The organism is Bacillus sp. CPT56D-587-MTF (genome assembly GCF_058792335.1).
The window spans coordinates 41,285-64,380 of sequence record NZ_JBYTEF010000005.1 but is presented as its reverse complement, the minus strand read 5'-3'; the positions used below and the strand labels follow the sequence as shown (position 1 = coordinate 64,380).

Sequence of the window (23,096 nt, the reverse complement as noted above, 5' to 3'; positions counted from 1 at the left end):
AAAGAAACTCGATTACCATCTTTCTACATGTCATCTTTAGCTATATGTTTTGTTTTCTCTTGTGCTTCCTATGCTTTTATTATTTTATAAAAAGAAGAACGTTTTATATCGTATTTTCTCATTGCTCCGACAGCTGTAACTTTTCCGGATTGCTATTCTTGATATTGCCTCAATAAATTGATTTGTAATTTGTAGGTTGGTTTTATAGAGATATTCAAAACAGTAATATGCAAAAATGCATATTTCAAAACGTGTTGTTACGTATATGGTAAAGAGAAAAAAAGAGGATTCAAATAAGGAGATAAATTAGGATGATAATTGCATTCACAGTAGTAAAGCTCATCGTATCGGAAAATTATTTTTCTTTTTTATATAAAATAAACACCACAAGTGGGGCTTGCGGTGTTTAGGAGAAAGTTATAAAAAGTTAGTATAAGTGTTAGCAACTTCATTTTACATGAAATTACATATATTTGTATTGAGAAAGTTAATCTCTACATTCGAAATAACAAACTATACATGCAATGATTATCCCGATGAGGGGATAACCCAATAGAATATCTATGCCAAGTACAAACTGGATATTTCTTCTCACCTATCAATTATTTTGTTAGTTGAGCTTCATATTTTTGAACTAGGCGATAAAATGTAGTTTTTGGTACATTCGCTTTCTCTATTGCTTCCACTGCTGTAATTTCTCCAGTTTTCCATATATCATATGCAGTGATAAATGCAGGTGTAATTTCTGCTTTGGGTCTACCAAGGTGTTTTCCTTGTTTTTTAGCTAAATCAATTCCTTCTCTTTGACGTGTTTTAATTTTGGTACGCTCTTCTTCTGCTAACCAGGAAAGAATTTGAAGTACAAGATCGGTAATCAGATTGCCCAAATTATCTTTATATTTGGTTGTGTCTAATAAAGGCATATCTGTAATGACAATATGTGCTTTTATATTTTTGGTGATATCTTTCCATTCATTTAAAATTGCTTCTTTATTCCTACCAAAACGATCAAGTGATTGTACATATAAAATATCTCCTTCTCGCAACATCATTTTGACAAGTTGATAATTTTGGCGATTGAAATCTTTTCCAGATTGTTTGTCCATAAAAATATCTCTTTCATCAATTCCGATTTGCCGCATTGCTTCGATTTGTCTACCTTCATTTTGCTCTTTACTACTTACCCTTATATATCCGAATTTTCTATTATTCATTTTACGCAAATCTCCCTACTGCTTATTAACATAATCATATTATAACAAGAAAAAAAGACCTAAAGGTATACAAAGTTTAGAAACGTTCCAAAAATGATCATCAAAACCTTTTGGTTCTAATAATTTATTAAAATAACTCTGTTCCGAAAGGTGTACCTTTTGATTCTGTTGAATAAAAAAGAACAGACTATTGAAATAGTCTGTCCATAGGTAACAGATGAAATGAAAGTTACTCAAATTTATAGTATAATAAATTTCTAAATAATAAAAGGTATTAACAAAAAAGAACGGTTCTATTGGCATAGTCCGTCCGTCGAGAAGGGAATAATGACAGTTATTCTTCTTAATTATATTTAATAAAACAGAAAATTCAATCCATTATATATTGAGAAAATATTTATCTTCTGAAATAAGGTGGTTGTTATGAATAAAGGTGATGCCATTTTAAGGTTGTTATCAGAAATAAAGTTGGAACTTAAAGAAGTAAAAGAACAGATGGAGAAAATGCAAACAAAGTTAGATACATTAGAACAACAAAATCAGGTGAAGAACAAAATAGAGCGAAAGAAGCCAAAAATAAAACCTGATAAGCGAGATTGGAAATACCCAGCTAAGCTGAAATGAAAACTGTACAGGACTAAAATCATACAGAAAAATTGAGGTGATAGGTACATGAATAGAAAAGAATTTGAGGATACCTTACAAAATTTTTCTTTCTTTTTAGCTAGTCGTGGAAGAAAAGCATCCACAATTAAACGATATGTCTATGATATTGAGGACTTTGGAAGATGGCTGCAAACATCGAACCGTTTTCAAGAAAAGAACGTATGGAACAAGATAGATAAAGAGGATTTTGAAGCCTATTTTCAGGAACTCATATATAAACGAAAGTATGGAGAGAAAACCATTCATCGAATTGCAGTCGTGTTAAAGAAATTGTATCAGTTCTTGGATATTCCAAGTCCTATTGTAGAAATGCAGGGAATTACTCCACCGAATCGGGCCCTACGCAAAGAGGACTTTATTACGAAGGAAGAAGAGAAAAAGCTGAAAAACATTCTTTCTTCACCTGAAGGATTGTCAGAAGAACAACTGTCCGTTCGACCGCTTCTCATAGATCGAAATGTATCCATCCTATCACTTCTTTTGGACTATGGGCTTACACTACAAGAACTTGTGTCTTTACAGATGCAACAGGTGCACTTTGGAAAGAATATGATTACTGTTTTACATAACAAAGGGACAGAGAGAAGGATCATGTTAAGGGAAGAGGATAAAATACGTTTATTTACGTACTATAAAACGATACCTGAGCCAGTTCGTCCTAGATATCATAGTACGGATCCTTTATTGGTCGCATTTGATTTTAAACGAGGTACATTTCGCTGGGTGTATGACAATGATGCTCCGAAAGCACTAACAGCCATTGCTGTACAAAAAATGATTCGATTAGAAGTAGCCAGAGCACAACTGAGAAAAGGAATTTCCGCACAGCACTTACGGAATACCTTTATTCTACGTTGTTTAGAAAGAAATATGTCTACAGAGGAAATCATAAAAAGAACAGGATTCCTTTCTCATTTATCAGTAAAGCGTTATGTAGAATATGCAAATCCGCATTCACATGGAAAATAGTTTGAAAAGAATCAATTTCTATGGCATACTAAAATAGTATAAGTTTATCTTTAGAAATGTAACGGTGGAACCTTTTGCACTGTAGAAAGAATAGTCGTAGAACATGAAACGTGAAACATACGAAAAGCTCCCTAACTTGTTATACAAATCAGGGAGCAAAAGGTAGTACAGTATCGGTTGCGCTAAGTGTAGCATATAAAGGTTCATTCGGTCTGTATATTTCTGAATATTCAATTTAATTTTAAATATTAGTTCTTTAGGTTTAGAAGCTTCAGTGGAACAACTAAAGTGTACCGTACACTTTAGTTGTCTAAAATATGGCGTATTTCTGACATATCCATATTCGTAAACTTCGCAATATCTTCGATATTCATGCCATTTTTATGCATGCCCTGGATTAGTTGGATTTTTCCTTCTTGAATTCCTTCTTCTCGCCCTTTTTTCTCTGCATACTTATATTTAGAAGCTTCATCGATAAGAGCCTTTTGTCTCGCCTCATATGACATACGGAATGCAGGGTCTTGACTCATCTTTTCCCACTTTTGCATCGCATCTTTTAAAATCGGATCTCGGTTCATGGCGATTTCCTCCAGTGTATGCGTTAATTGTGTATCTTCATTTGCGGATAGTAACAGCAACCATCTCACAAAGGAATCTTCCCACGGATTTACTTGTTCTTCTTTCCATTGTGCCATTAATTTTGGAATTTCAATGACATGAAGTTCTAAATCGTCTAAGAGTAGTTTTTGTAACTGGATATCCCACAGTTTTCCTGTTGTATGGAATGTTTCATACTCTGAAAAGACAGGAAAGTTCAAAATATTAATGGTAATGGTTTTTCTAAGTGCATCGTAAGAACCACCTTTTTGCATTTGAGAAGCATATAAGCGACTCCAATAATACAAACTACGTTTCAGAAAATGATGTTGGTCATTGAGCTGTATTTCAATGGAAATTTGGGTTTTATCTTCTAAAGTCGCTAATACATCTAGAATGGACAACTTGTCCTTTTCATATTCTCGATGTAAGTGCGGGTCTTCTATTTGTAATGTTTGAATCGGTGAAGAGAGCGAAGATGCTAAAATTGCGTTCAAGAAATGCATTAAAATTTGTTCATTTCCTCTAGAGCCAAATAATTGCTTGAATGCAAAGTCGACTCGTAAATTGACTAAAGGTTGATTCATAAATAGAGTCACCTTTCTGCTTTGTATTCTATTGGACTTTTTTACTATGCCCTTTTATTGAGGGAATAGGCAAATAATCTTATATACCTATTGTATCGGAGAAGGAAGAAAAGAAGCAACCCCTATTGCATTTTGTAGAGTGTTTATTTTTTATATTATGGTACGTGAAATTATCAGATTCTACCTAAGATTCTGGAGGCGAAATGACCTAACTATCTTTAAATATTGTTTTTATCTGTGATTTTACGTTTTTTCCTTTTTAGGTGCAAATGTATTGTCTCCGTCTTTTCCTTTCGTTAGAAAGAAATCTGAGCGTCCATTTTTCACAGTCCTTGCCTAATAAATTGGGTTTATATCCCCTTTTCAGGAGAGTTGGGTATACAAGATATGTAAGGGGGCCATCCCCTGAAAAGGGGGGGGAATATAAAATATTCCAATTCATTCGCGTATAACGCTGTTGTGAGTTATCTGAACCAAGTGGTGCTGGTAGAACGACCTAAGTTATGATCTTAACGAGTAAAAGGATTAACTTAACTAATCGGTTTTGTCAAACACATAAATATTCGTTTTTGTTACAGTATAATCTCTTTACCAGGCGTAAACCCAGCATCTTCGAATGAATCGGGAATTTTGTAATTTTCTGATAATTAACAGGTGTTTTCATGTTTTTTTGGCTTTAAATTTAAGTTTCTGAGTTCTATGTCATTTTTTTAAGCTGTTAATCCATTAAATTAGAATCATTTCTTTATGATTTAAGTTAGAAAGTGACACAGAATAACAATTCTATGACACTTATTATTAAAAATCAGGAAATTTATACAGTTAAAATCTGATTATTGCAAAATTCCCGATTTACTAAGCGATGCTGGGTTTGGGCCTTTAGACACAAATTAACCGGTACCTTGTACGTTAAGGAACCGGTTAATAATGTTGGAAATCTTTATAATGACTTAATTTATTTACATTGGCATACTTGGTAAAAACTTCGCTATTAATACAATAATTGCCGCTAAGAAGAATGCTTTAATAATGAATAGAATAATAATTGGAATCGATGCTTTCACTTTGCTTAATCCAGCTGTAATATGTAATCCGAGCCAAATTAAGACTAAATTCCATACATAGAATATTTCAATTGTATTACCAATTCCATATGCAAATGTACCTTCCGTAAATAATAACCCTAAACTCGTATATTGAGTCACTCCACTACCAAAGATTAAACTTAAAATTGTATTAATAAGTCCACCAATAATAAGGACAATGTTTGTATAAACTACAATATTTAATAAGGTTTTATAAGGCGTATCATTCCCAAAGAACATCATAAATATTTTATAAATAGCTGCTATGAATAGTGTTCCAACCATCGTACTAGCAAAGCTTGATCCAATTCCAGAAATAACTTCTGATGTAAGTGAACTTTGTCCAGCAAGTTCACCCAATTCTTTTTTCATTTTAAGCATCTCAGGTGAGGTATGTATAACATACGCACTTAAACCACCTAGCATCCCTTGTAACAGTGCTACTAAGAAGAATACTCCCCAAACTTTCTTACTTATTTTCATTCTTTCAAACTGTAATCCAGGAGATGTAATCATTCCAAATAATGATGGCTTTTTCACACCTACATCTTGTATATTCATATTCGCTTCCATTATAGTGCCTCCTTTTATTTATATACCCCTCTTAAAGGATGATTCAAACAATTCAATTGAACAATGTGTATGAGTAATAGAGATTCTTTTCTCTATTACTCTAGTAAACTATTCATAGCGAAGTGCTTCAATTGGATCTAATTTCGCAGCTTTATTCGCTGGAATTAATCCGAAAATAATACCGAGTGTCATTGAGAATAATACGCCCCCAACAACAACTTCCCATGAAACGAGTGGTGGCCATTTTGCGAATGTAGAAACGATATATGCTCCGCCATACCCAAGACCAATTCCGATTAAACCACCTAGAAGTGTTAACATAACAGCTTCAATTAAAAACTGTAATAAAATTTTACTACGTGTTGCACCAAGTGCTTTACGTACCCCAATTTCACGCGTACGCTCTGTTACAGATACGAGCATGATATTCATAACACCAATACCACCAACGACTAATGAAATACCAGCGATACCACCAATGATCATTGTCATAATACCCGTCATTTTTGAAATACCTTCTTGAATCTCTTTTAAATTCATAACTTCATATTTACCAGTTGCATCGCTTGGTTTGCGACTGGTTAAGACATCCGCAGCTTTTTTACCTGCTTGCTCTAAATCATCTACATTTTTTGCTTGAACTGAAATATTTTGAATTTCATCTTTTCCATATAGTGTCGGCCATAATGAAATTGGAACTAGTGCTTCTGATGGTCCCATTCCCATAAACTCATTATCTGATTTGTAGACACCAATAATTTGCATCGGTTGACCTTTTATTTCAATGATTTTATCGACTGGATTGGCATCCTTAAACACTTTATCTTCCATTTGCTTATTGATCATGACAACGTTATTCCCTTGATCCACATCTAATTCTTGTAGCGAACGTCCTTTGAGTACTTTCACTTTATTCACCTTAAAGTACTCATTGTCTAATCCTGTAATATTCACCATGTCTTTTTTATCTTCAATATCAAGAGATTCCATACCGGAATTTGTTGTTACGATATGAGCAATTTCTGGGATCTTCTTGATTTCAAAAATATCTTCTTCTGTTACTTTTGGCATGTTAGGCATATCCATACTAAAAGGGTCATTTATATCAGGACTATAATGAATAGGAACGGTTTGATTTCCGGATCCAACAAATTGTGATTTTAAGGCAGCTTCTCCGCCTTGACCAATTGCTACAACAGTAATAATGGAACCAACACCAATAATAATTCCAAGCATCGTTAATGCTGAGCGCAATTTATGAGCTAATATAGAAGATAGGGCAATCTTCATACTATCTAGTAAACTCATACTGCACACCTTCTATCTTCTGTAATTTCCCCATCTCGCAGTACAATCCGGCGGGAAGAATACGCAGCTACTTCTTCTTCATGCGTAACCATAACAATTGTCGTACCTTCTGCATTTAACTTCGTGAAAATATCCATAACTTGCTCACCAGACTTCGTATCAAGTGCACCAGTCGGCTCATCGGCCATAATAAACGTTGGATTATTTGCAATCGCTCTTGCAATTGCTACACGCTGCTTCTGTCCACCTGATAACTCATTTGGTAAATGATGCACGCGATCTGCCAATCCAACTTTACCTAGTGCCTCCAAAGCACGCTTGCGACGCTCCGCTTTCTTCACGCCACCATATACGAGCGGAAGCTCAACATTCTCCACTGCGGAAAGACGTGGTAATAAATTAAAGTGCTGAAATACAAAGCCAATATATTCATTACGAATTAAAGCAAGCTTTGACTCGTCTGCTGTTAAGATATTCACGTCATTCAGCATATATTCACCTTCTGTTGGACGATCTAAACAACCGATAATATTCATAAGCGTCGACTTACCAGAACCAGACGGTCCCATAATCGAAACGAACTCACCGCTCTGAATCGTTAAACTAATACCATGCAAAATCGGCACCGCCAATTTTCCTTGATAATACGTTTTAGCAATATTATTTAACGTAATCATTTCTCTTTCACTTCCATTCCGTCATACACATCGTCGGAAGGATTTTTAACCACCTTTTGCCCCACTGCTACGCCTTCTACAACCTCTGTCCAGTCTCCATCAGTAGAACCTTTTTTCACATTTTGTTTACGAAGCTTCCCTTTATCCTCAACATAAACAAATGCATCATCGTTTTTTTCTACAATGCTCTTACTTGGAACAGCAATCATCGTCTTATTCTCTAAGTTTACTTGCAATGAAACGTGATAACCTGGAGATAAACCATCTTGACTATCAAGACTTGCTTTATATGTATATTGAGACATATTTTGTGTTCCTTCAGCCATACCACCCGCTTGAGCCATTTCTGCACTCGTTGGGAACTCACTTACTTCTGTAATCTTACCTGTCCACTTCTTCTTATTGTTTGCTTTCGCAGTTACAGTGAATGTTTGATCCTTTTGAATTTGTGACTTCTGAAGCTCAGTTAACGTCCCTTGTATTTGGAACGGATCTTTAGAAGCAACTTGTAAAAACGCCTTTCCTTGACCACCTAGCGCTTGAGATGAACTTTGCGCCGCATCTTTATCTAACTTTTGAACAACACCAGCAAAATTACTATAAATCGTAAGCTCTTTCTGCTTCTTACTTAACTCTTCTTTCTGCAACTTTCCTTTTTCTTTCTCAAGGTCAATTGTTTTTTGCCCTATCTCTAACTCGTTTACTTGCTCTTCCATTGGGTCTGTTACTTCTTTCCCAGCCCCGCCATCTTTTACCTTCTTAATTTCTTTCTTTAACGCATCAATCTTCTTTTTCCCTTGATCATAACGCATATCAGCCATCTTCTGATCAAGCTCAGCTTGCTTCATTTGAAGATTAATTTCTTCATTATCATAAGAGAATAATTTCATTCCCTTCTCTACCTCTTGTCCTTCTTTCACTGCAATATCTTTCACTTTTCCTTTAGTCGGATCCGCATAGAAACTTTCAATATTCCCTGGCTTCACCTGACCAGAAATTAACTTAGTATTATTAAGCTTGCGCTCTGTCACCTTCTCCAAACTTACAGCATCTACTTTTTTATTTTCTTTCTTCTTTCCTTGTATTAAAAAAATATTAATTGCTATAACAATAGAAAATAGTGTAATAACACCAATAATAATTCTTCTTTTCTTTTTAGTAGAACCCTGAACGTTACTTGATAACATAATTAATCTCCTTAAAAATATTATGTAGATATCTACCTACCCATGAATATAGTATAAGAAAACAGATTGAACCAATATTAAACTGATATAAGAAACAGCATATCCATATTGAGTTTTTAGTGGAACATCATTATTTAAATCATCTTTACTAACTTCTCCTTGTATCGTTAATAACAACTGTTCTCCATGTGGTGCAGTTGATGTTAATTTAAACATATTAATCTCCTTATTTTTCTCCTGAATTGTTCCAATTAACCCTACGCCTGGATAATAAATATCAATCCCATCCGTATTATTTTCTGATTTATAAGTTAAAGATACTTCTCTTTTTTTTCTTGGAATCATCAAATTTTTATCTGAAAATATTGATTTTGATACTAACAACTTATTTTGTGAATATACCTTGTTTTTGTCCCCTTCTTTGCTTGCCCATGTTTCTATCAGAAGAAGCACATAAATAATGAATATTGTCCAGTTTTTAAAATAAATACTTAAACCAAAACCCATTAAAATAAATAAACCAAATAACGTTTTCTGGATTATGCTATTCTTATAGCCAACTATCTTTAAAATCCAATATCCATCCAAAGGCTTAAACGGAAAAGAATTAACTAAATTTATTAATAAAAATAAATTTAAGACCGCTAGCATCCATTCTTGTCTCACATAAGTTGCAATCCCCAAAAATATTAATCCACCTATAAATCCAATTAATGGCCCACCAAAACTAATAAATGCTTTTTCTTCTAACGATAATCCTTTTCTTTTAGTTATAACAAAGGCCCCTAAAAAAGGGACAAACGTAGGGGCTGTAATTGGTATTCCCTTATATTTAGCAAATCCAACATGTCCCAACTCGTGAATAAAAATTAATAAGACCAATCCAATTGCAAATTGCCAAGGATACAATAATGTGTAAGCCCACATAGATGCAAACATACTAATTATGGTACCCCCTATTTTCCCCCATTTAATTAACAATAGTAATCCTTTTAATTTGCTAAATAATACAAACACTGTAGCCCCAAATGAACAAAATACGGCAACAAGAAGACGACGTATCCTACTATCTTTTATTTTTTGAAACATTTCTTAATCACCTTTCCCTAGGTTTTAGTCACGATTGGTGTAATATTAGCTTCAATAAATCCGGCAATAAGTATAAATAATACTGAAACCATGATTAATATCAAAGAATCCTTGATAACATTCTTCCTAGAGTTACCTAACATTTTAGTAATTAACCAATCTGAACTTTTAAATCCAACAGCACCTGCAATAATTAATGCAGGTATCTCTAAAACTCCATGGGGCAAAATAGTAAGACATACTTCATACCAAGAAATATTATTCATTAAAGCAGAAGAGACTACCATGCCCACTATCATTCCATTAGCAATTAGCCAGAAAACACTTATGAAACCGAATGAGAAAAATCCTAAAATTATTGCGAAGATAGAATTTAAGTTATTCATTACAAGATTCTTATATTCCAGTTCGACATGCTTATTACTACTAAAAATAGAAATAAAATCCGGATAAAATATACCTATGGTAAAACTAACAAAATAAATTAGTATTGAGATAATAAAAACGACTCTATTTCTATATAAAATAGTCTTCATTTTATTCCCTCCATAGATGTGACAACTAAAGTTTCAAAATCTTTTTTTAAATTCTCCAGGTCATTATACTCAACATTAAGATTCCCATCGCTTAATACACCAACTCGATTACAAAAATGTTGTGCCAATTCTAATATATGTGTTGTAATTATTACTGCATTTCCCTCTTTAGCATAATTTTTTAAAAAATCCTTCATAAATTTTGCACTTGGTGGATCAAATCCAGTCATAGGTTCATCTAAAATTAATACACGTGGTTTTGTTATTAAAGCACCCGCTATTGCTAATTTTTGCTTCATACCATGGGAATAAGTTGTAACCATTGCATCTGCACTTTCTAGTAGTCCTACTAACTTGAGATTTTCTTCTACTAAATCTCTTTTTCTCTCCCGTTCAATTTCCCATATATCACCCAAAAAATCCAAATATTCCCTCCCTGATAAATAACCATATAAAAATGGAATATCTGGCACATACCCTAACATTTTTTTATATTCACTTGGATATTTGCTTAATGAATATCCAGCCACTTCGATTTTCCCTTCATCTATACTTGTTAACCCCGCAATAACACGAAGCAAAGTTGATTTCCCAGCCCCATTTGCTCCTAAAATGCCATAAACTTCTCCTTCATTAATTTCTAAAGAAACCTTTTTTAGTATTTTTCTTTCACTCAAAGATTTTTCAACTTCGTTCAAAATTAATAGGCTCAACGAATTCCCTCCCAATGTTTAGTTCCTTTCTTATTAATTAACGCAAGACTAATTGATACCATAATTCCGCCGATAACTAAGTACCAAATTATTAATAAACACTGCATTATTAAAAGTGAAATACTATTAAAATGATACAAGGCTAAGAATCCTCCAGCTCCTTGTAATATCAACATCAAATAAATCGTAGACAATATATTCCCAAGCCACACTGCCCGTCTCGATCTTCCAATTTCAAAATAATGCTCCCAATCAAATTTAGGGTAGATAGCTGTTACTCCTACTTGAATACATCCATACGTTATAGAAAATATAAAAATTAAACATATACATGTAATAATCATACTTACAGAAAAAGTGAAAAATGGTAATGCAATTATGATAAATCCGAGATTAAATACCAATAGACAACACACATGTAATATTAATTTTGACCAAAATAATTTTTGTGGTTGTACTCCCCTATGTAGAAATAGATTGATGTTATTTTTCTCTGAATCAATAGAGGTTATTGGTAATAAACCTTCTCCTAAAAATGAACAGAATAGTTTAGACAGCAAGATACTAATGAATATAACTCCCCAGTATCCAATATTAAATTTTTGCCAAATAACCCCTAATCCCATTACGCCACCAATTATAAAAGCAATCACATAAAACATTTTCAATAAGCGATAACGGACCATTTCGCTTACCCTCAATAAGCTCTTTATATCTTTATTTAAGATGTAATTATGATCAGATGCACTTTTAGCAACTAAATTTTCACATAACTTATAGATCCAAAAATTATTTTTCAATGTTCCATCCATTACAAGACTAAACATTGGTTTTATATCTGCATATTTTGTTAACCTTAAAAAATAGCTAAAAACTAAAATAGAGCAAATTATCAATATGGCGAACCAAGTTAAAAATGTAATTTGATTACCTTTAATTAATGATTCCAAGCAATAAACATACCAGTTAGTTGGAATCATTATATTTTTTGCTAATCCTGTTACAAAATCAAATAAAACCTCTATGGTAAGTTCCTTATTAAAAAATAACCAAAAAACAGAAAGAACTACCGTACATCCCATTACAATAATAAAAATGACATTACTAACTATTCGAATAGCTGTTAAGTTCCACTGACGAATAACTTTGTAACCATAAAACCCAACTATGCCTGTGAATCCCAGATAAAAAATATAATATAGACATGTAACTATAGGTCCAAACAATAATACAAGTACATTTTCTCCAAATATCCAAGTAGATGCTATGCATACAGGCTCAACTATAAAAATAATTAAAAACACCATATTAAATAGTTTGGTTGAAACAAAGCGATTAATAATAAAAAGAAACTTAGGTGTAGGGCTACGAACTATAATTTCAAAATCTTCTGGTTGTATTGCACGTTCATAAGATTGTATAGTACCAATACATCCAGAAATAAAATGAAATAAAATAATGCTACTTATAACAGGTAGAACTATACTCTCATTTAGTACATTTTTAGAGAGTAGTTCAAATAGTAGGCAAATAAAAGCAATTACTGAAATGAACATTAAGGTTCCAAAAACAGCAATTGCAATAAATATATATTTTTTTGGTTGCCCCTTTATTAAATTACTAGGCATTACAGAAATAAGGCGATTAAATAGTCTTTTTAAATCGACAAGATAGATTACCCAAAATATTCTTATGTAATTAAGAATGTTCCTCAATGAAGCATTCACCTCTATACCGAATTTTTATAATAAAAGCAATTAAATGTTACTATCTTAATTACATAAGATAATTAGGATAATAATATTTTAATTACTAAAAGAATGATAGATATTATTGAAGCTTTTAACCAAGAAATTTCATGGATAACATTTAATGCAATAATTATTAGTAATGTCGTCCATATAGAGAATGGATCAAAGAGGCTTAAATAAATATTTTTTTCAACCAAAAAACCTTTAATAAATTCAGAAAAATCAGAGCCCATAACAAAACTAAAAATTATAATTCCTATAGCTTTAATTGCACTTGGAATACTAACAAACATAAACAATGAAGTTGTTTGTCTTATACTCCCTTTCCCTAACATTGGAATGCACATTAGATGCAGGATTATTGCCCCTAAGAATAAAGCCATGATAGTCTGAAATATTGAAAATGAGCATACCAGTATATACATAAGAGATTTAATTCGACCTGATACTCCGAAATTTAAGTCTGAAAAATGACTTGTAAACATGTCCATCATATTAGGTACTATAACCATATACATTAATATGATCGGAATAGTCGCAAGAACAAAAGGCTTCCATACATTTGGCTTTTCTTTTACATTTTCAAAAAATCTTTTAGGGCTAATAAAAAAATCGAACCACTTTACACCACTTACGTTCGAACTACTTGCTGTTTGTATGTTTTCCATTCATAAATCTCCAATACAATATAATTAAAAGAGTTACCAAGTATATTCTTGATAACTCTCTTTTGTTAATACACAAATTTTAGTATAATACTGCTGCTTTTTTACCTTCTTTAAGAAGTTTTCTCTTCGCAATAGCAACTGCCGCTGAGATAGCTGCAGCACCAATTCCAGCTCCTAAAATTGCTCCCGCTAAGCCAATAACCGCACCCATATCAGAAGCCCACTCTAAAGCACTAACAATTCGACCTGCATTTACTGCGCTAATGTCGTACTGAAGTGTTAAATTGGCAAGACCACTACCAGAGAATTGATTAAGCGTAAGTACAGAACCTACCACTCCTAAACCTAATGTACCTGCTAATACTTTTTTAATTTTCATAAAATAACTTCCCTTCAAATAAATTAGTATATTAATATTTCGTGATTGATAATATCATGAAATCGCGATAAAAACAAATAGATTTTCAAGCAAACCAATCCGACTTCTATATTTATCAAGTATTAACACTAAAATTTGTTTCAAAATAAAAATTATTTAAAAAATAATAATAAATGTGATTAAAAGTTATTAAAATAAAACTTTATACCTAATGTACATAAAGTTTCAAAAAAACAACAAAACCGCAGTATTTATATACTACGGTTTTGTTGTTTCACTTTAACTGAACGTACATCATTAATTAAACAATTTACAGCTCCAGAAACTAATGACCAATCATTATAGAAAACCTTTAACCGCTCCAATCCTTTTTGAGTTAATTGGTAATATTTACGATCCGGTCCACTAGCTAAGGATTTCTTCATTTGACCTACAATTAAACCTTCCTTTTGAAGACGTAATAAAACTGGATATATACTATTTTTACTTACAAATAAAAAACCAAATGAATCTAACTTACTTTTCAATTCATATCCATAAGTCTCTTCTTTTGCAAGAATATGCAAAATACAACCTTCTAATATTCCTTTTAACATCTCACTGTACATTAATTCACACACCTTTAATTCTTTAGTTCAAAATGATTTTATTTTATCGTAAAAAATGTTTAGCGTGAAGGATATCCAATCCATAGTTTCTTCCTCAAATATAATAAAGCCTACAAGGGGTATGGCAACCATTCTTTACTTTTGGAGCCATTTAAGAAAAATGTACTTTATACTCTCAGTTTTATAGTTTTTTGTATTCGGTAAAGTGAAATTAGAATAAGAAATTACGTGTTCGGTAAAGAAAAGTAATAATTTTTCATCCAACAACTGTACCGAATTCATATTCTGTATAGTAAAATGCCTCAAAAACCGTGAAAATTGACAAGTGGCTCCAAAAAGAAGGAATGGTTGCCGTATGCCTACAACTATGGAAACTAATTGTACCTCTTCTGATTTACTATACGATATAAGTACAACCACTAATTCTTTACTTTAATATAGATTTCAAGATTTTTCTACTAGTTATATGATGATTCAAGAGAAAATATAGGCCAAGAAACATTCGCCTCTTATTTTTTAGAAATTACTTTTCAAATCTTTTACCTCATATTCTTTTATTATTTTAGGCCTCACGATACCATTTCGGGAAAATTGTACGTTTAGACACAATTTAGACGCATTTCAAGTGATTCTTTGTAAAATATCAAAATTTTTGATTCCTTCATTTGCCTTTTACTATCTATTTCTCATGATTTCGGTGAAAATGAGAAATATGTTATTACTTCAGACGGGAGGAAACAAGAATGAAATGCTATCAATTACATTTGGAATTAGTGGGATGCCCTTTCCCTATTTGGAGAAAAGTTATTTTACCTGCGAAATTAACTTTTGATGATTTACATGATGTGATTCAATGCTTATTTCAATGGGAGCACCAACATTTATTTGAATTCACTGTAGGAAAATATACTATATCGGATCCACCTGATTCGAGTATTCCCTTTTCCATGTTGGAATTGACAACACCATCTCGAATGCTGCGCGCTCATAGAACCATGCTACTTGAACAAATCAAAAAGAAGGGGCAAATTTTTCAATATGTATACGACTTTGGAGATCACTGGTTGCTACAGATTCAAGTTGAAGATGTACTCGATCAAAACTCTGATGAAATAACATGCATTGGAGGAGAAAATGCAGCTCCTTTAGAGGATATCGGAGGTATTCCGGGATATATTGAATTTTTAGAGGCAATAAAAGATTCTTCACATCCACAATATAAACTCTTCGCAGAATGGGATTTATTAGATTTTGATCCTACTGCATTCGATATACAAGAGGTAAATAAGGGATTAACCTATTGTGATTAATGAATGCCTACAGTACAAAGAAACCCTGATTTATATATTTTGAATAAAAAAGACTGTTGTTGAATTTCACACAGCAGTCTTTTTATATGACAATCTGATTAAGAGGCATCTGCAATTTTATACTCTAAAAACAGGCTCATTCCAACTAAAAAAATGATGACTATGTAATGAATCGATGGAATAAGAACGCAACATAGAATGACTTCTAAGCATAAAGTACCTCTTTTCAAAACTTCGTAATTCAAAATTTTTGTGTCATGTAAAGAACAAAGAAATTTTAGATTCGGATATACCATATAAAAATTCCATAATAAGAGCACAGGTAAACTAAATAAATACAGCTCAATCATAAATATGTTTGTCATAATCGTATCTAACGTACTGTTACCAGTAATAAAAATGCCAGGAAGAGCTACTACAAATACTAGGGTGTGTCTAAAAACTGTTGTTCATTGTGTTAATCGAAAAATGGCAGCGATATACACAAAGGCTAAAAAAGAAGATGCCAGCTTATCATACCGTGTTGCGATTCTACGGAAATGCTTGATTTTATTGAAAAAACACTCCACTAAATGGCGTTCTTTATATAAATACCAATCCACATTCCAAGGAGCTTTCGCATTTGATCTGGGTGGAATGGTATAGGTTGCTTCATGATTGGTAATATAGTTACGAATCGTATGAGAACCATAGGCTTTGTCACCAAGAATATTGCTGCCCTTAATTGGTATTTCATCCAAAAGCTCGCAAACTGGAGTGCTATCAAAAATATTTCCGCCAGTCAAATGAAATAAAATGGGGTTGCCTAAACCATCAACAATTGTATGGATTTTGGTAGTTTTTCCACCGCGACTCATGCCAATATGCTGATGAAACTCATGATTTATGGCCTTTTTTTTGCACCAGCACTATGTTGATGCGCTTTGATACTGGTTGAATCTATGCTGAGATTTTCAAAATCCGGTTCAGCATTTAATTCTTGAAAAATGGTCAGTAGGACACCTTCATCACGCCATTTGCAGAAGCGAGCATACACGGTTTTCCATAAGCCGTAATGGTCCGGCAAATCACGCCAGGGAGCGCCGCTCCTAGCTATCCATAAAATAGCATTGAACATTTCACGATTACTTCTTTTAGGCGGACGACCAGTAGAATACGGTGGGAAAAAGTCTTTGATTTGTTCCCATTGTTCATTTGTAAGTTCGTAGCGGCGTGGCGTCATAGAAAATACCTCTCTCTAAATGGTTTGAGGTAATCCTACCATAGAAATAGTTTTTAGACACACCCTAGTACGGTAATAGGAATAATAAAAATATAATAATCGATAAGAAGTGTAAAGGACTGAACGTAAAGATGTTGTTGTTTTCTCCATCGAGATGATTTGAAATAAATAAGAACATTTACAATAAAAAATAGCAAGATAAAGAGTAGTGGCAATATAATTCCTCCTGATGAATGATATCTTCTCAATTTTTTCTTTGCTCTATAAGTATACAAGCATGTTTCAAATAACAGAAAGTTACTTCTTTTGTGTACAGAAAATTGTATATTTCTGTACACTTTATTTTTTAGTAAAAAACACTACATTTTTTCCTATTATCGTGTCCATAAACAGTGTACAATTATGTATGTTCAGATATCTATCTAAAATTAAATTATTGAACAGGGAGAGACTACAAATTGAAAATTGGTTATGTTCGTGTATCAACTGTAGATCAAAATTTGGATTTACAAATAGATGCTTTAAAGGCGTATGGATGTGATGAAATATTTGAAGACAAGTTGAGTGGCATCGCTGGAAAAAGGCCCGGCCTTGAAAAGGCTCTTCAATATGTGAGACCTGGTGATTCTTTGGTAGTCTGGCGACTCGATCGTTTAGGAAGAACGATGCATCATCTTATCCAAATTGTAAATGAATTAAATGAACAGGGCGTTAGTTTCTATAGTGTACAAGAAAATATCACGATGGATCGCTCTAGCGCTACAGGACAATTAATGTTTCACTTATTTGCTTCTTTTGCAGAATTTGAAAGAAACCTCATTCGTGAACGGACAGAGGCGGGAAGAATTGCCGCAAGGGCTCGGGGACGTTTTGGTGGAAGACCTGAAAAGTTAGGAGAAAAAGAACAACAAATGATACAAACACTCGTGTCTAAGAAAACCCCCATTAAAGATATTGCGCAAATATTAAAGATTTCTCGTACAACCGTGTATCGTTATTTACATAAATAGGAGGAAGTTCAGATGGCGACGAGAGAAGTTCTGACTCAAACGCAACGAGAATACTTTTATGAATTACCAGACCAGATGAGTGAACGAGAGCGGATACGATACTACACTTTATCGGAAGAAGATATACAAATCATCCGTCAACAACGCGGCGCAACGAATCAATTAGGTTTTGCGGTTCAATTGGCTTATTTACGATTTCCTGGTCGGCCATTCGCTTCTGAAGAAAAAATATCCGATTTTCTTGTTTCTTTGCTTGCAAAAAGATTAGGAATCGTGCCTGCAGCTATACATAAGTATGCGAAAATTCGCGATACAACAAGGCGAGAACACATCAGCAAAACTCGAAAACATTTTGGATTCCGATCTTTTACCTTACGAGAATATCGAGAGTTAGCAAATTGGCTTCTTCCAACTGTTATGGGAACCGAGAAAGGCCTGGTTTTGGTTGACCTTTTAATACAAGAAATGCGAAAAAGAAAAATCATTCTTCCTGCCATGTATGCCATAGAACATTTAGTTTGGGCGGTATGTGAACGTGCAGAAAAGCGAACGTTTAAAAAGTTAACAAAAGCGTTATCTCCACAACAACTTTTACAATTAGACCAGCTATTAACAAAGTCTGCAGACAAACATATTACAAGTTTATCCTGGTTACGAAAACCACCTGGAACGGTTTCACTTAAAAATTTTCATAAAATATTAGACCGCATTCAATTTATTCAAAAGCTCGCATTACCATTAGAAAACGGACAAGAGATTCACCAAAATAGATTACTACAATTAGCTAGGGAAGGCTCTCGGTATTCCACCCAACATTTGTCTCGGTTCCATTCTCTGAAACGTTATGCAACTTTAATGGCATTTTTAATTCATATTTATGCTTTTTTAATTGACCAAGGTTTATATGTAAATGAAAAGTTACTTGGGCGCATGTTTAAACGAGGAGAAAAAATACATAACGATTCGTTTCAAAATGACGGAAAATTAATTAATGAGAAAATCCGCTTATTTGCAAAACTGGGGAAGGTTTTAATTGAAGCAAAAGAAACCGAGCAAGACCCTTTTGTATCTTTACAAGCTGTTATACCATGGGACCAATTTGTTCATTCGGTAGAACAAGCGGAAGCGTTGACGAGGCCTGCAGAATTCGATTATTTAGAATTACTGGATACCTATTATGGACAATTTCGCAAGTTTGCCCCGCGACTTTTACAGATTTATACGTTTCAATCTTCTGGTATCACCCAAACATTATGTGAAGCACTTGAAATCTTAAAGGAACTGAATACATCCAAGAAAAGAAAAGTTCCTGAATGTGCTCCCCTGGATTTTATAAAATCCAAATGGTTGAAACATGTTTTAAAAGAAGATGGCATTGACCGTCATTACTATGAATTTAGTGTATGGACAGAATTATGTAATCACCTTCGTTCGGGAGATATATGGGTACCAGGAAGTAAACAATACAAAAACTTTGATGAGTACTTATTACCGGCACAAACCTGGGAAGAAATCAAAAGGAAACAACAAATCCCGTTGTCTATTGCTACAAATGTAGAGGAGTATATACAAAATCGATGCGGATTGATGCAAGACCAATTAACAATGGTAAATCAACTCATTCGAAACCAAGAATTATCGGATGTTTCTGTTTATGGAGGTCACATCCACATTCCATCTTTAAAAAAGGATGTTCCAGACGATGTGGCAGATCTTACAAGGGCTATTTATGATGTATTACCCCGTATTAAACTGACCGAACTATTGGTAGAAGTAGATTCTTGGACCCATTTTAGTCAACAGTTTGTACATCTTCATACGAAAACGGGGCCAAAAGATGAAACTGCATTATTTGCGGCTATTTTAGCCGAGGGGATTAATCTTGGATTAAGTAAAATGGCTGATGCATGTCCTGCTATTACCTATACACAACTTGCTTGGATAGCAGATTGGTATATCAGTGATGAAAATTACACAAAAGCTCTGGGAGTCTTATCAAATTTTCAACGGCAAAATAGGCATGCTACCTATTGGGGCACTGGAACCACTTCTTCTTCAGATGGGCAATATTTTCGGTCAAGTGGTGCTTCTAGTCCATTAGCTCAAGTGAATGCCAAACATGGAAGAGATCCTGGTCTAAACTTCTATACTCATATTTCAGATCAATATGATCCTTTTTATGCCCAAGTCATTAGTTCTTTTGAGGAAGCGCCTCATATTATAGACGGATTATTATATCATGAAGCCGATACTAGAATTGAAGAACATTATACGGATGCGGCTGGATTTGTAGACCATGTATTTGGTATGTGTCATATGTTAGGGTTTCGATTCTCTCCGAGAATTAAAAGTATAGATAAGACGAAAATTTATACAATCGATAAACCTTCCTACTATCCAGAGCTAAACTTTATGATTGGCGGCACCATACAAATAAAACATATACGAGACAACTGGGATGCATTATTAAGGTTAATTAGTTCTGTGCAAAATGGAACGGTTACTGCATCTCTTATTTTAAAAAAGTTAGCATCTTATCCACGGCAAAATAGTTTAGCGGTGGCATTACGAGAAATTGGACGTATAGAAAGAACATTATATACATTAGAATGGCTGCAAGACCCTGCACTGAGAAGGCGCGTTCAAGTGGGACTCAATAAAGGGGAAGCGAAACATTCACTTGCACGAGCCGTATGTTTTCATCGATTAGGAGAAATACGTGATCGTTCTTATGAAGATCAGTTGCATCGAGTGAATGGTCTTCAGTTATTAATTTCTGTAATTGTCATTTGGAATACAGTGTATATTGAAAAGGCGATAGAATTATTACGCTCGCAAGGAATGGAAATTCCAGAAGAATATGTGCAACACATTTCTCCATTAGGTTGGGAACATATTGCATTAACAGGTGATTATATCTGGGATGTACAGCAAAAGAAATCGATTCATCATTTAAGACCTTTACGAACAAAATATGCAAGAAATAGATACTAACACCCATTACCGATTCCCTATGTAAATACGGAATCGGTAAAAATGTGTCCAATTTGTGTCTAAACGTACAATTTTCCCGAAATGGTATCGTGAGGCCTTTTATAGAAAGTATTTTTCTTCAATTCAATTAACTCCATAAATTTCACCCCTGTTATTTCTCTGTTTTTCCACTTTGGATAAGTTTCTTCTATTATTTGTATTTGCTTTGGACTTAATGTTTCAAAGGTAAGTTGAGGGCGTCCTAAATGCTTGCCTGTTGACTTAGCTATTGCAATCCCTTCCGCTTGTCGCTGATGAATTTTTTTACGCTCTTGATCTGCAACATAGGATTGTTTTGTGCAAGCGGAAAATACAGAGAGTTGCAGCGAAAAGTGCAGAGGCTAGCAGCTCGATTTTTTAAATAGTAATTTTAGTGTTTCCAGAAGACAACGCATTGCGTAAACGATAGCTTTCTCCCGTAAATGCAATAATGTGGGCATGATGGACCAAACGGTCCACCAATGCAGAAGTAAGCCGATTATCACCAAATATACGATTCCATTGACCAAATTCTAAATTCGAAGTAACTATTACACTTTTTTGCTCATAACAGGCCCAAACCCAGCATTTCCTAGCAAATCGGGAATTTTGCAATAATCAGATTTTAACTGTATAAATTTCCTGATTTTTAATAATAAGTGTCATAGAATTGTTATTCTGTGTCACTTTCTAACTTAAATCATAAAGAAATGATTCTAATTTAATGGATTAACAGTTTAAAAAAATGACATAGAACTCAGAAACTTAAATTTTAAGCCAAAAAAACATGGAAACACCTGTAAATTATCAGAAAATTACAAAATTCCCGATTCATTCGAAGATGCTGGGTTTACGCCTTATATGGGCATATATTTAGGAACAGCAAAAAGGACATCTTCCTCAGGAAGATGCCTTTTTTATGTAACTTTCTCTAGATGTTAATAATATTATATGTAATTTATTCGTAAATATACTAAATAATTGTACACTAGTAAATTAGACGTGTTATTCTTCACAAACACAGCTATTCCATGTGCTACGAAAGTTGCTGGTTCTACCACCCGATCCTTCACAACAATCTTGCTTGTGCCAGCGAAGAATCACGAACACGCTTTCGAATTATAAAATCTACCTCTCATTTTGTCAATAGCAGACAAATAACAAAACTATAAAAAATAAACAGAATTACTTATAGTATCAGTCATATTTTAATTATAGGATTCATACCCAACTATTTTTATAAATTCGTTGCATATTTCGCAAGACGATCAGCTAAATCATTGTACTCATTACCGCTATGAGCCTTAACTTTTACAAATTGTATTTTAATATTCCGCATATATTTTTGCATAAAATCTTGATACTCTTTTGTTTGAGGGTTTTTAGCTCTCCAAGCTTTTGTTGCGAAATTTTCAATACCTGTATAATCATAGTACAATATCATGTGTTTCCAGCCATTCGCTAAAGCCAATTCTACCGCACGTCTTGCACCCATAAGCTCAGCACCTACATTATGAGTAGCTGTTACATCTGAGTAGGGATAGGCACTGAAATCCTTTAAGTACACTTGGTTTTGAACAATCATCACTAAGCCATATCCTGCAATTTTCCGCTTCATGTTATAACTCCCATCAATATAAACTTCTACGATGGATTCTTGTGAAACACCTGAAGAATGTAACTTTGTTGGCTGTTCTTTTATGTTATGAGAAGGAGGAGATACCTGGTGCTTTTTTTGAATGAGAGTGGATGACAAATATTGTTGTGCTTCTTTTTTAGAAGGAAAAGAGCGGTACTGGGCACCTGAATACCCTTTCACATGCGTCTCACATTCTTTCCAAGAATAAAAAATACCGGTTTCTCTTCCTTTTCGTACAGCATATACTTTCTTTTTCATCCATCTTCCCCCTCATTTCATTTCTAACCAGCCCTCTT

20 protein-coding genes and 3 pseudogenes are annotated in these 23,096 nt (G+C 33.6%); 5 read left to right on the top strand and 18 right to left on the bottom strand.

Annotated features, from left to right (window positions below):
- Positions 1-68: 68 nt before the first annotated feature.
- Positions 69-195: pseudogene (locus tag AC3WVZ_RS32905) on the bottom strand (helix-turn-helix domain-containing protein); the annotation flags it as partial.
- 407 nt (positions 196-602) lie between these two features.
- Positions 603-1,214, bottom strand: coding sequence for a recombinase family protein (locus AC3WVZ_RS32900; RefSeq protein WP_030029974.1), 612 nt, complete (start codon positions 1,212-1,214; stop codon positions 603-605).
- A 423-nt stretch (positions 1,215-1,637) separates the two neighbouring features.
- Here AC3WVZ_RS32900 and AC3WVZ_RS32895 point away from each other — a divergent pair, with 423 nt between their 5' ends.
- Positions 1,638-1,838, top strand: a complete 201-nt coding sequence (locus tag AC3WVZ_RS32895; protein WP_098652019.1) for a hypothetical protein — start codon at positions 1,638-1,640, stop codon at positions 1,836-1,838.
- 48 nt (positions 1,839-1,886) lie between these two features.
- Positions 1,887-2,849: a tyrosine-type recombinase/integrase gene (locus tag AC3WVZ_RS32890; RefSeq protein WP_233937027.1), complete on the top strand. Its 963-nt coding sequence runs from the start codon at positions 1,887-1,889 to the stop codon at positions 2,847-2,849.
- Positions 2,850-3,151: 302 nt separating this feature from the next.
- On the opposite strand, the gene AC3WVZ_RS32885 is transcribed toward AC3WVZ_RS32890, so the two are convergent.
- From AC3WVZ_RS32885 to AC3WVZ_RS32830, 12 genes are all read right to left on the bottom strand, one after another.
- Entirely contained in the window at positions 3,152-4,033 is an 882-nt protein-coding gene (locus AC3WVZ_RS32885) for an Rpn family recombination-promoting nuclease/putative transposase (protein ID WP_233937026.1), read from the bottom strand.
- A 959-nt stretch (positions 4,034-4,992) separates the two neighbouring features.
- Positions 4,993-5,691, bottom strand: a complete 699-nt coding sequence (yknW, locus tag AC3WVZ_RS32880; RefSeq protein WP_233937025.1) for a YknW family membrane protein — start codon at positions 5,689-5,691, stop codon at positions 4,993-4,995.
- A gap of 108 nt (positions 5,692-5,799) precedes the next feature.
- A complete protein-coding gene (locus AC3WVZ_RS32875; protein WP_233937024.1) occupies positions 5,800-6,999 on the bottom strand; it encodes an ABC transporter permease in 1,200 nt (399 codons plus the stop codon).
- Complete coding sequence (locus AC3WVZ_RS32870; RefSeq protein ID WP_016097691.1) at positions 6,996-7,676, bottom strand: ABC transporter ATP-binding protein; 681 nt, start codon at positions 7,674-7,676, stop codon at positions 6,996-6,998. Before AC3WVZ_RS32870 ends, AC3WVZ_RS32875 begins: the two co-directional genes overlap by 4 nt.
- Positions 7,673-8,863 carry an efflux RND transporter periplasmic adaptor subunit gene (locus AC3WVZ_RS32865; RefSeq protein ID WP_233937022.1) on the bottom strand — a complete coding sequence of 397 codons (1,191 nt, stop codon included), beginning with the start codon at positions 8,861-8,863 and terminating at the stop codon, positions 7,673-7,675. Before AC3WVZ_RS32865 ends, AC3WVZ_RS32870 begins: the two co-directional genes overlap by 4 nt.
- A 36-nt stretch (positions 8,864-8,899) precedes the next feature.
- Positions 8,900-9,952 carry a site-2 protease family protein gene (locus AC3WVZ_RS32860; RefSeq protein WP_233937021.1) on the bottom strand — a complete coding sequence of 351 codons (1,053 nt, stop codon included), beginning with the start codon at positions 9,950-9,952 and terminating at the stop codon, positions 8,900-8,902.
- A 17-nt stretch (positions 9,953-9,969) separates the two neighbouring features.
- Positions 9,970-10,488 carry a stage II sporulation protein M gene (locus tag AC3WVZ_RS32855; RefSeq protein ID WP_000849261.1) on the bottom strand — a complete coding sequence of 173 codons (519 nt, stop codon included), beginning with the start codon at positions 10,486-10,488 and terminating at the stop codon, positions 9,970-9,972.
- Positions 10,485-11,201, bottom strand: coding sequence for an ABC transporter ATP-binding protein (locus AC3WVZ_RS32850; RefSeq protein WP_233937019.1), 717 nt, complete (start codon positions 11,199-11,201; stop codon positions 10,485-10,487). Before AC3WVZ_RS32850 ends, AC3WVZ_RS32855 begins: the two co-directional genes overlap by 4 nt.
- Entirely contained in the window at positions 11,198-12,916 is a 1,719-nt protein-coding gene (locus AC3WVZ_RS32845) for a hypothetical protein (protein ID WP_016097686.1), read from the bottom strand. Before AC3WVZ_RS32845 ends, AC3WVZ_RS32850 begins: the two co-directional genes overlap by 4 nt.
- A 74-nt stretch (positions 12,917-12,990) precedes the next feature.
- Positions 12,991-13,620: a Yip1 family protein gene (locus tag AC3WVZ_RS32840; protein ID WP_000428008.1), complete on the bottom strand. Its 630-nt coding sequence runs from the start codon at positions 13,618-13,620 to the stop codon at positions 12,991-12,993.
- 79 nt (positions 13,621-13,699) lie between these two features.
- Complete coding sequence (locus tag AC3WVZ_RS32835) at positions 13,700-13,999, bottom strand: uberolysin/carnocyclin family circular bacteriocin (protein ID WP_016097685.1); 300 nt, start codon at positions 13,997-13,999, stop codon at positions 13,700-13,702.
- A 251-nt stretch (positions 14,000-14,250) separates the two neighbouring features.
- Positions 14,251-14,607: a PadR family transcriptional regulator gene (locus AC3WVZ_RS32830; protein WP_233937018.1), complete on the bottom strand. Its 357-nt coding sequence runs from the start codon at positions 14,605-14,607 to the stop codon at positions 14,251-14,253.
- 743 nt (positions 14,608-15,350) lie between these two features.
- On the opposite strand from AC3WVZ_RS32830, the gene AC3WVZ_RS32825 reads away from it, so the two are divergent.
- Positions 15,351-15,917 (top strand): plasmid pRiA4b ORF-3 family protein, encoded by a 567-nt coding sequence (locus AC3WVZ_RS32825; protein WP_075716879.1) that lies wholly within the window; start codon positions 15,351-15,353, stop codon positions 15,915-15,917.
- A gap of 449 nt (positions 15,918-16,366) precedes the next feature.
- Here AC3WVZ_RS32825 and AC3WVZ_RS32820 read toward each other — a convergent pair.
- Positions 16,367-17,139, bottom strand: a protein-coding gene (locus AC3WVZ_RS32820; protein ID WP_425594293.1) for an IS5 family transposase whose coding sequence is annotated in 2 segments (ribosomal slippage) — positions 16,367-16,809 and positions 16,809-17,139 — 774 coding nt in all. Because the reading frame shifts where the segments join, the coding sequence is not laid out codon by codon here.
- A gap of 458 nt (positions 17,140-17,597) precedes the next feature.
- Here AC3WVZ_RS32820 and AC3WVZ_RS32815 point away from each other — a divergent pair.
- Both AC3WVZ_RS32815 and AC3WVZ_RS32810 read left to right on the top strand, forming a co-directional pair.
- The gene (locus AC3WVZ_RS32815; RefSeq protein ID WP_006923900.1) at positions 17,598-18,149 is read left to right on the top strand and encodes a recombinase family protein; all 552 of its coding nucleotides are present in this window, start codon (positions 17,598-17,600) and stop codon (positions 18,147-18,149) included.
- A 12-nt stretch (positions 18,150-18,161) separates the two neighbouring features.
- Entirely contained in the window at positions 18,162-21,143 is a 2,982-nt protein-coding gene (locus tag AC3WVZ_RS32810) for a Tn3 family transposase (RefSeq protein WP_233936968.1), read from the top strand.
- 59 nt (positions 21,144-21,202) lie between these two features.
- Here the strand turns inward: AC3WVZ_RS32810 and AC3WVZ_RS32805 are convergent.
- From AC3WVZ_RS32805 to AC3WVZ_RS32795, 3 genes and pseudogenes are all read right to left on the bottom strand, one after another.
- A pseudogene (locus AC3WVZ_RS32805) lies at positions 21,203-21,472 on the bottom strand (hypothetical protein); the annotation flags it as partial.
- 67 nt (positions 21,473-21,539) lie between these two features.
- A pseudogene (locus AC3WVZ_RS32800) lies at positions 21,540-21,734 on the bottom strand (ATP-binding protein); the annotation flags it as partial.
- Positions 21,735-22,398: 664 nt separating this feature from the next.
- Entirely contained in the window at positions 22,399-23,058 is a 660-nt protein-coding gene (locus AC3WVZ_RS32795) for a ribonuclease H1 domain-containing protein (protein WP_233937073.1), read from the bottom strand.
- Positions 23,059-23,096 lie beyond the last annotated feature (38 nt).

Excerpts from the sequence above, each read along its gene's own strand:
- AC3WVZ_RS32900 (WP_030029974.1), bottom strand. The coding sequence starts at position 1,214 with ATGAATAATAGAAAATTCGGATATATAAGGGTAAGTAGTAAAGAGCAA.
- AC3WVZ_RS32895 (WP_098652019.1), top strand. The coding sequence starts at position 1,638 with ATGAATAAAGGTGATGCCATTTTAAGGTTGTTATCAGAAATAAAGTTG.
- AC3WVZ_RS32890 (WP_233937027.1), top strand. The coding sequence starts at position 1,887 with ATGAATAGAAAAGAATTTGAGGATACCTTACAAAATTTTTCTTTCTTT.
- AC3WVZ_RS32885 (WP_233937026.1), bottom strand. The coding sequence starts at position 4,033 with ATGAATCAACCTTTAGTCAATTTACGAGTCGACTTTGCATTCAAGCAA.
- yknW (WP_233937025.1), bottom strand. The coding sequence starts at position 5,691 with ATGGAAGCGAATATGAATATACAAGATGTAGGTGTGAAAAAGCCATCA.
- AC3WVZ_RS32875 (WP_233937024.1), bottom strand. The coding sequence starts at position 6,999 with ATGAGTTTACTAGATAGTATGAAGATTGCCCTATCTTCTATATTAGCT.
- AC3WVZ_RS32870 (WP_016097691.1), bottom strand. The coding sequence starts at position 7,676 with ATGATTACGTTAAATAATATTGCTAAAACGTATTATCAAGGAAAATTG.
- AC3WVZ_RS32865 (WP_233937022.1), bottom strand. The coding sequence starts at position 8,863 with ATGTTATCAAGTAACGTTCAGGGTTCTACTAAAAAGAAAAGAAGAATT.
- AC3WVZ_RS32860 (WP_233937021.1), bottom strand. The coding sequence starts at position 9,952 with ATGTTTCAAAAAATAAAAGATAGTAGGATACGTCGTCTTCTTGTTGCC.
- AC3WVZ_RS32855 (WP_000849261.1), bottom strand. The coding sequence starts at position 10,488 with ATGAAGACTATTTTATATAGAAATAGAGTCGTTTTTATTATCTCAATA.
- AC3WVZ_RS32840 (WP_000428008.1), bottom strand. The coding sequence starts at position 13,620 with ATGGAAAACATACAAACAGCAAGTAGTTCGAACGTAAGTGGTGTAAAG.
- AC3WVZ_RS32835 (WP_016097685.1), bottom strand. The coding sequence starts at position 13,999 with ATGAAAATTAAAAAAGTATTAGCAGGTACATTAGGTTTAGGAGTGGTA.
- AC3WVZ_RS32830 (WP_233937018.1), bottom strand. The coding sequence starts at position 14,607 with ATGTACAGTGAGATGTTAAAAGGAATATTAGAAGGTTGTATTTTGCAT.
- AC3WVZ_RS32825 (WP_075716879.1), top strand. The coding sequence starts at position 15,351 with ATGAAATGCTATCAATTACATTTGGAATTAGTGGGATGCCCTTTCCCT.
- AC3WVZ_RS32810 (WP_233936968.1), top strand. The coding sequence starts at position 18,162 with ATGGCGACGAGAGAAGTTCTGACTCAAACGCAACGAGAATACTTTTAT.
- AC3WVZ_RS32795 (WP_233937073.1), bottom strand. The coding sequence starts at position 23,058 with ATGAAAAAGAAAGTATATGCTGTACGAAAAGGAAGAGAAACCGGTATT.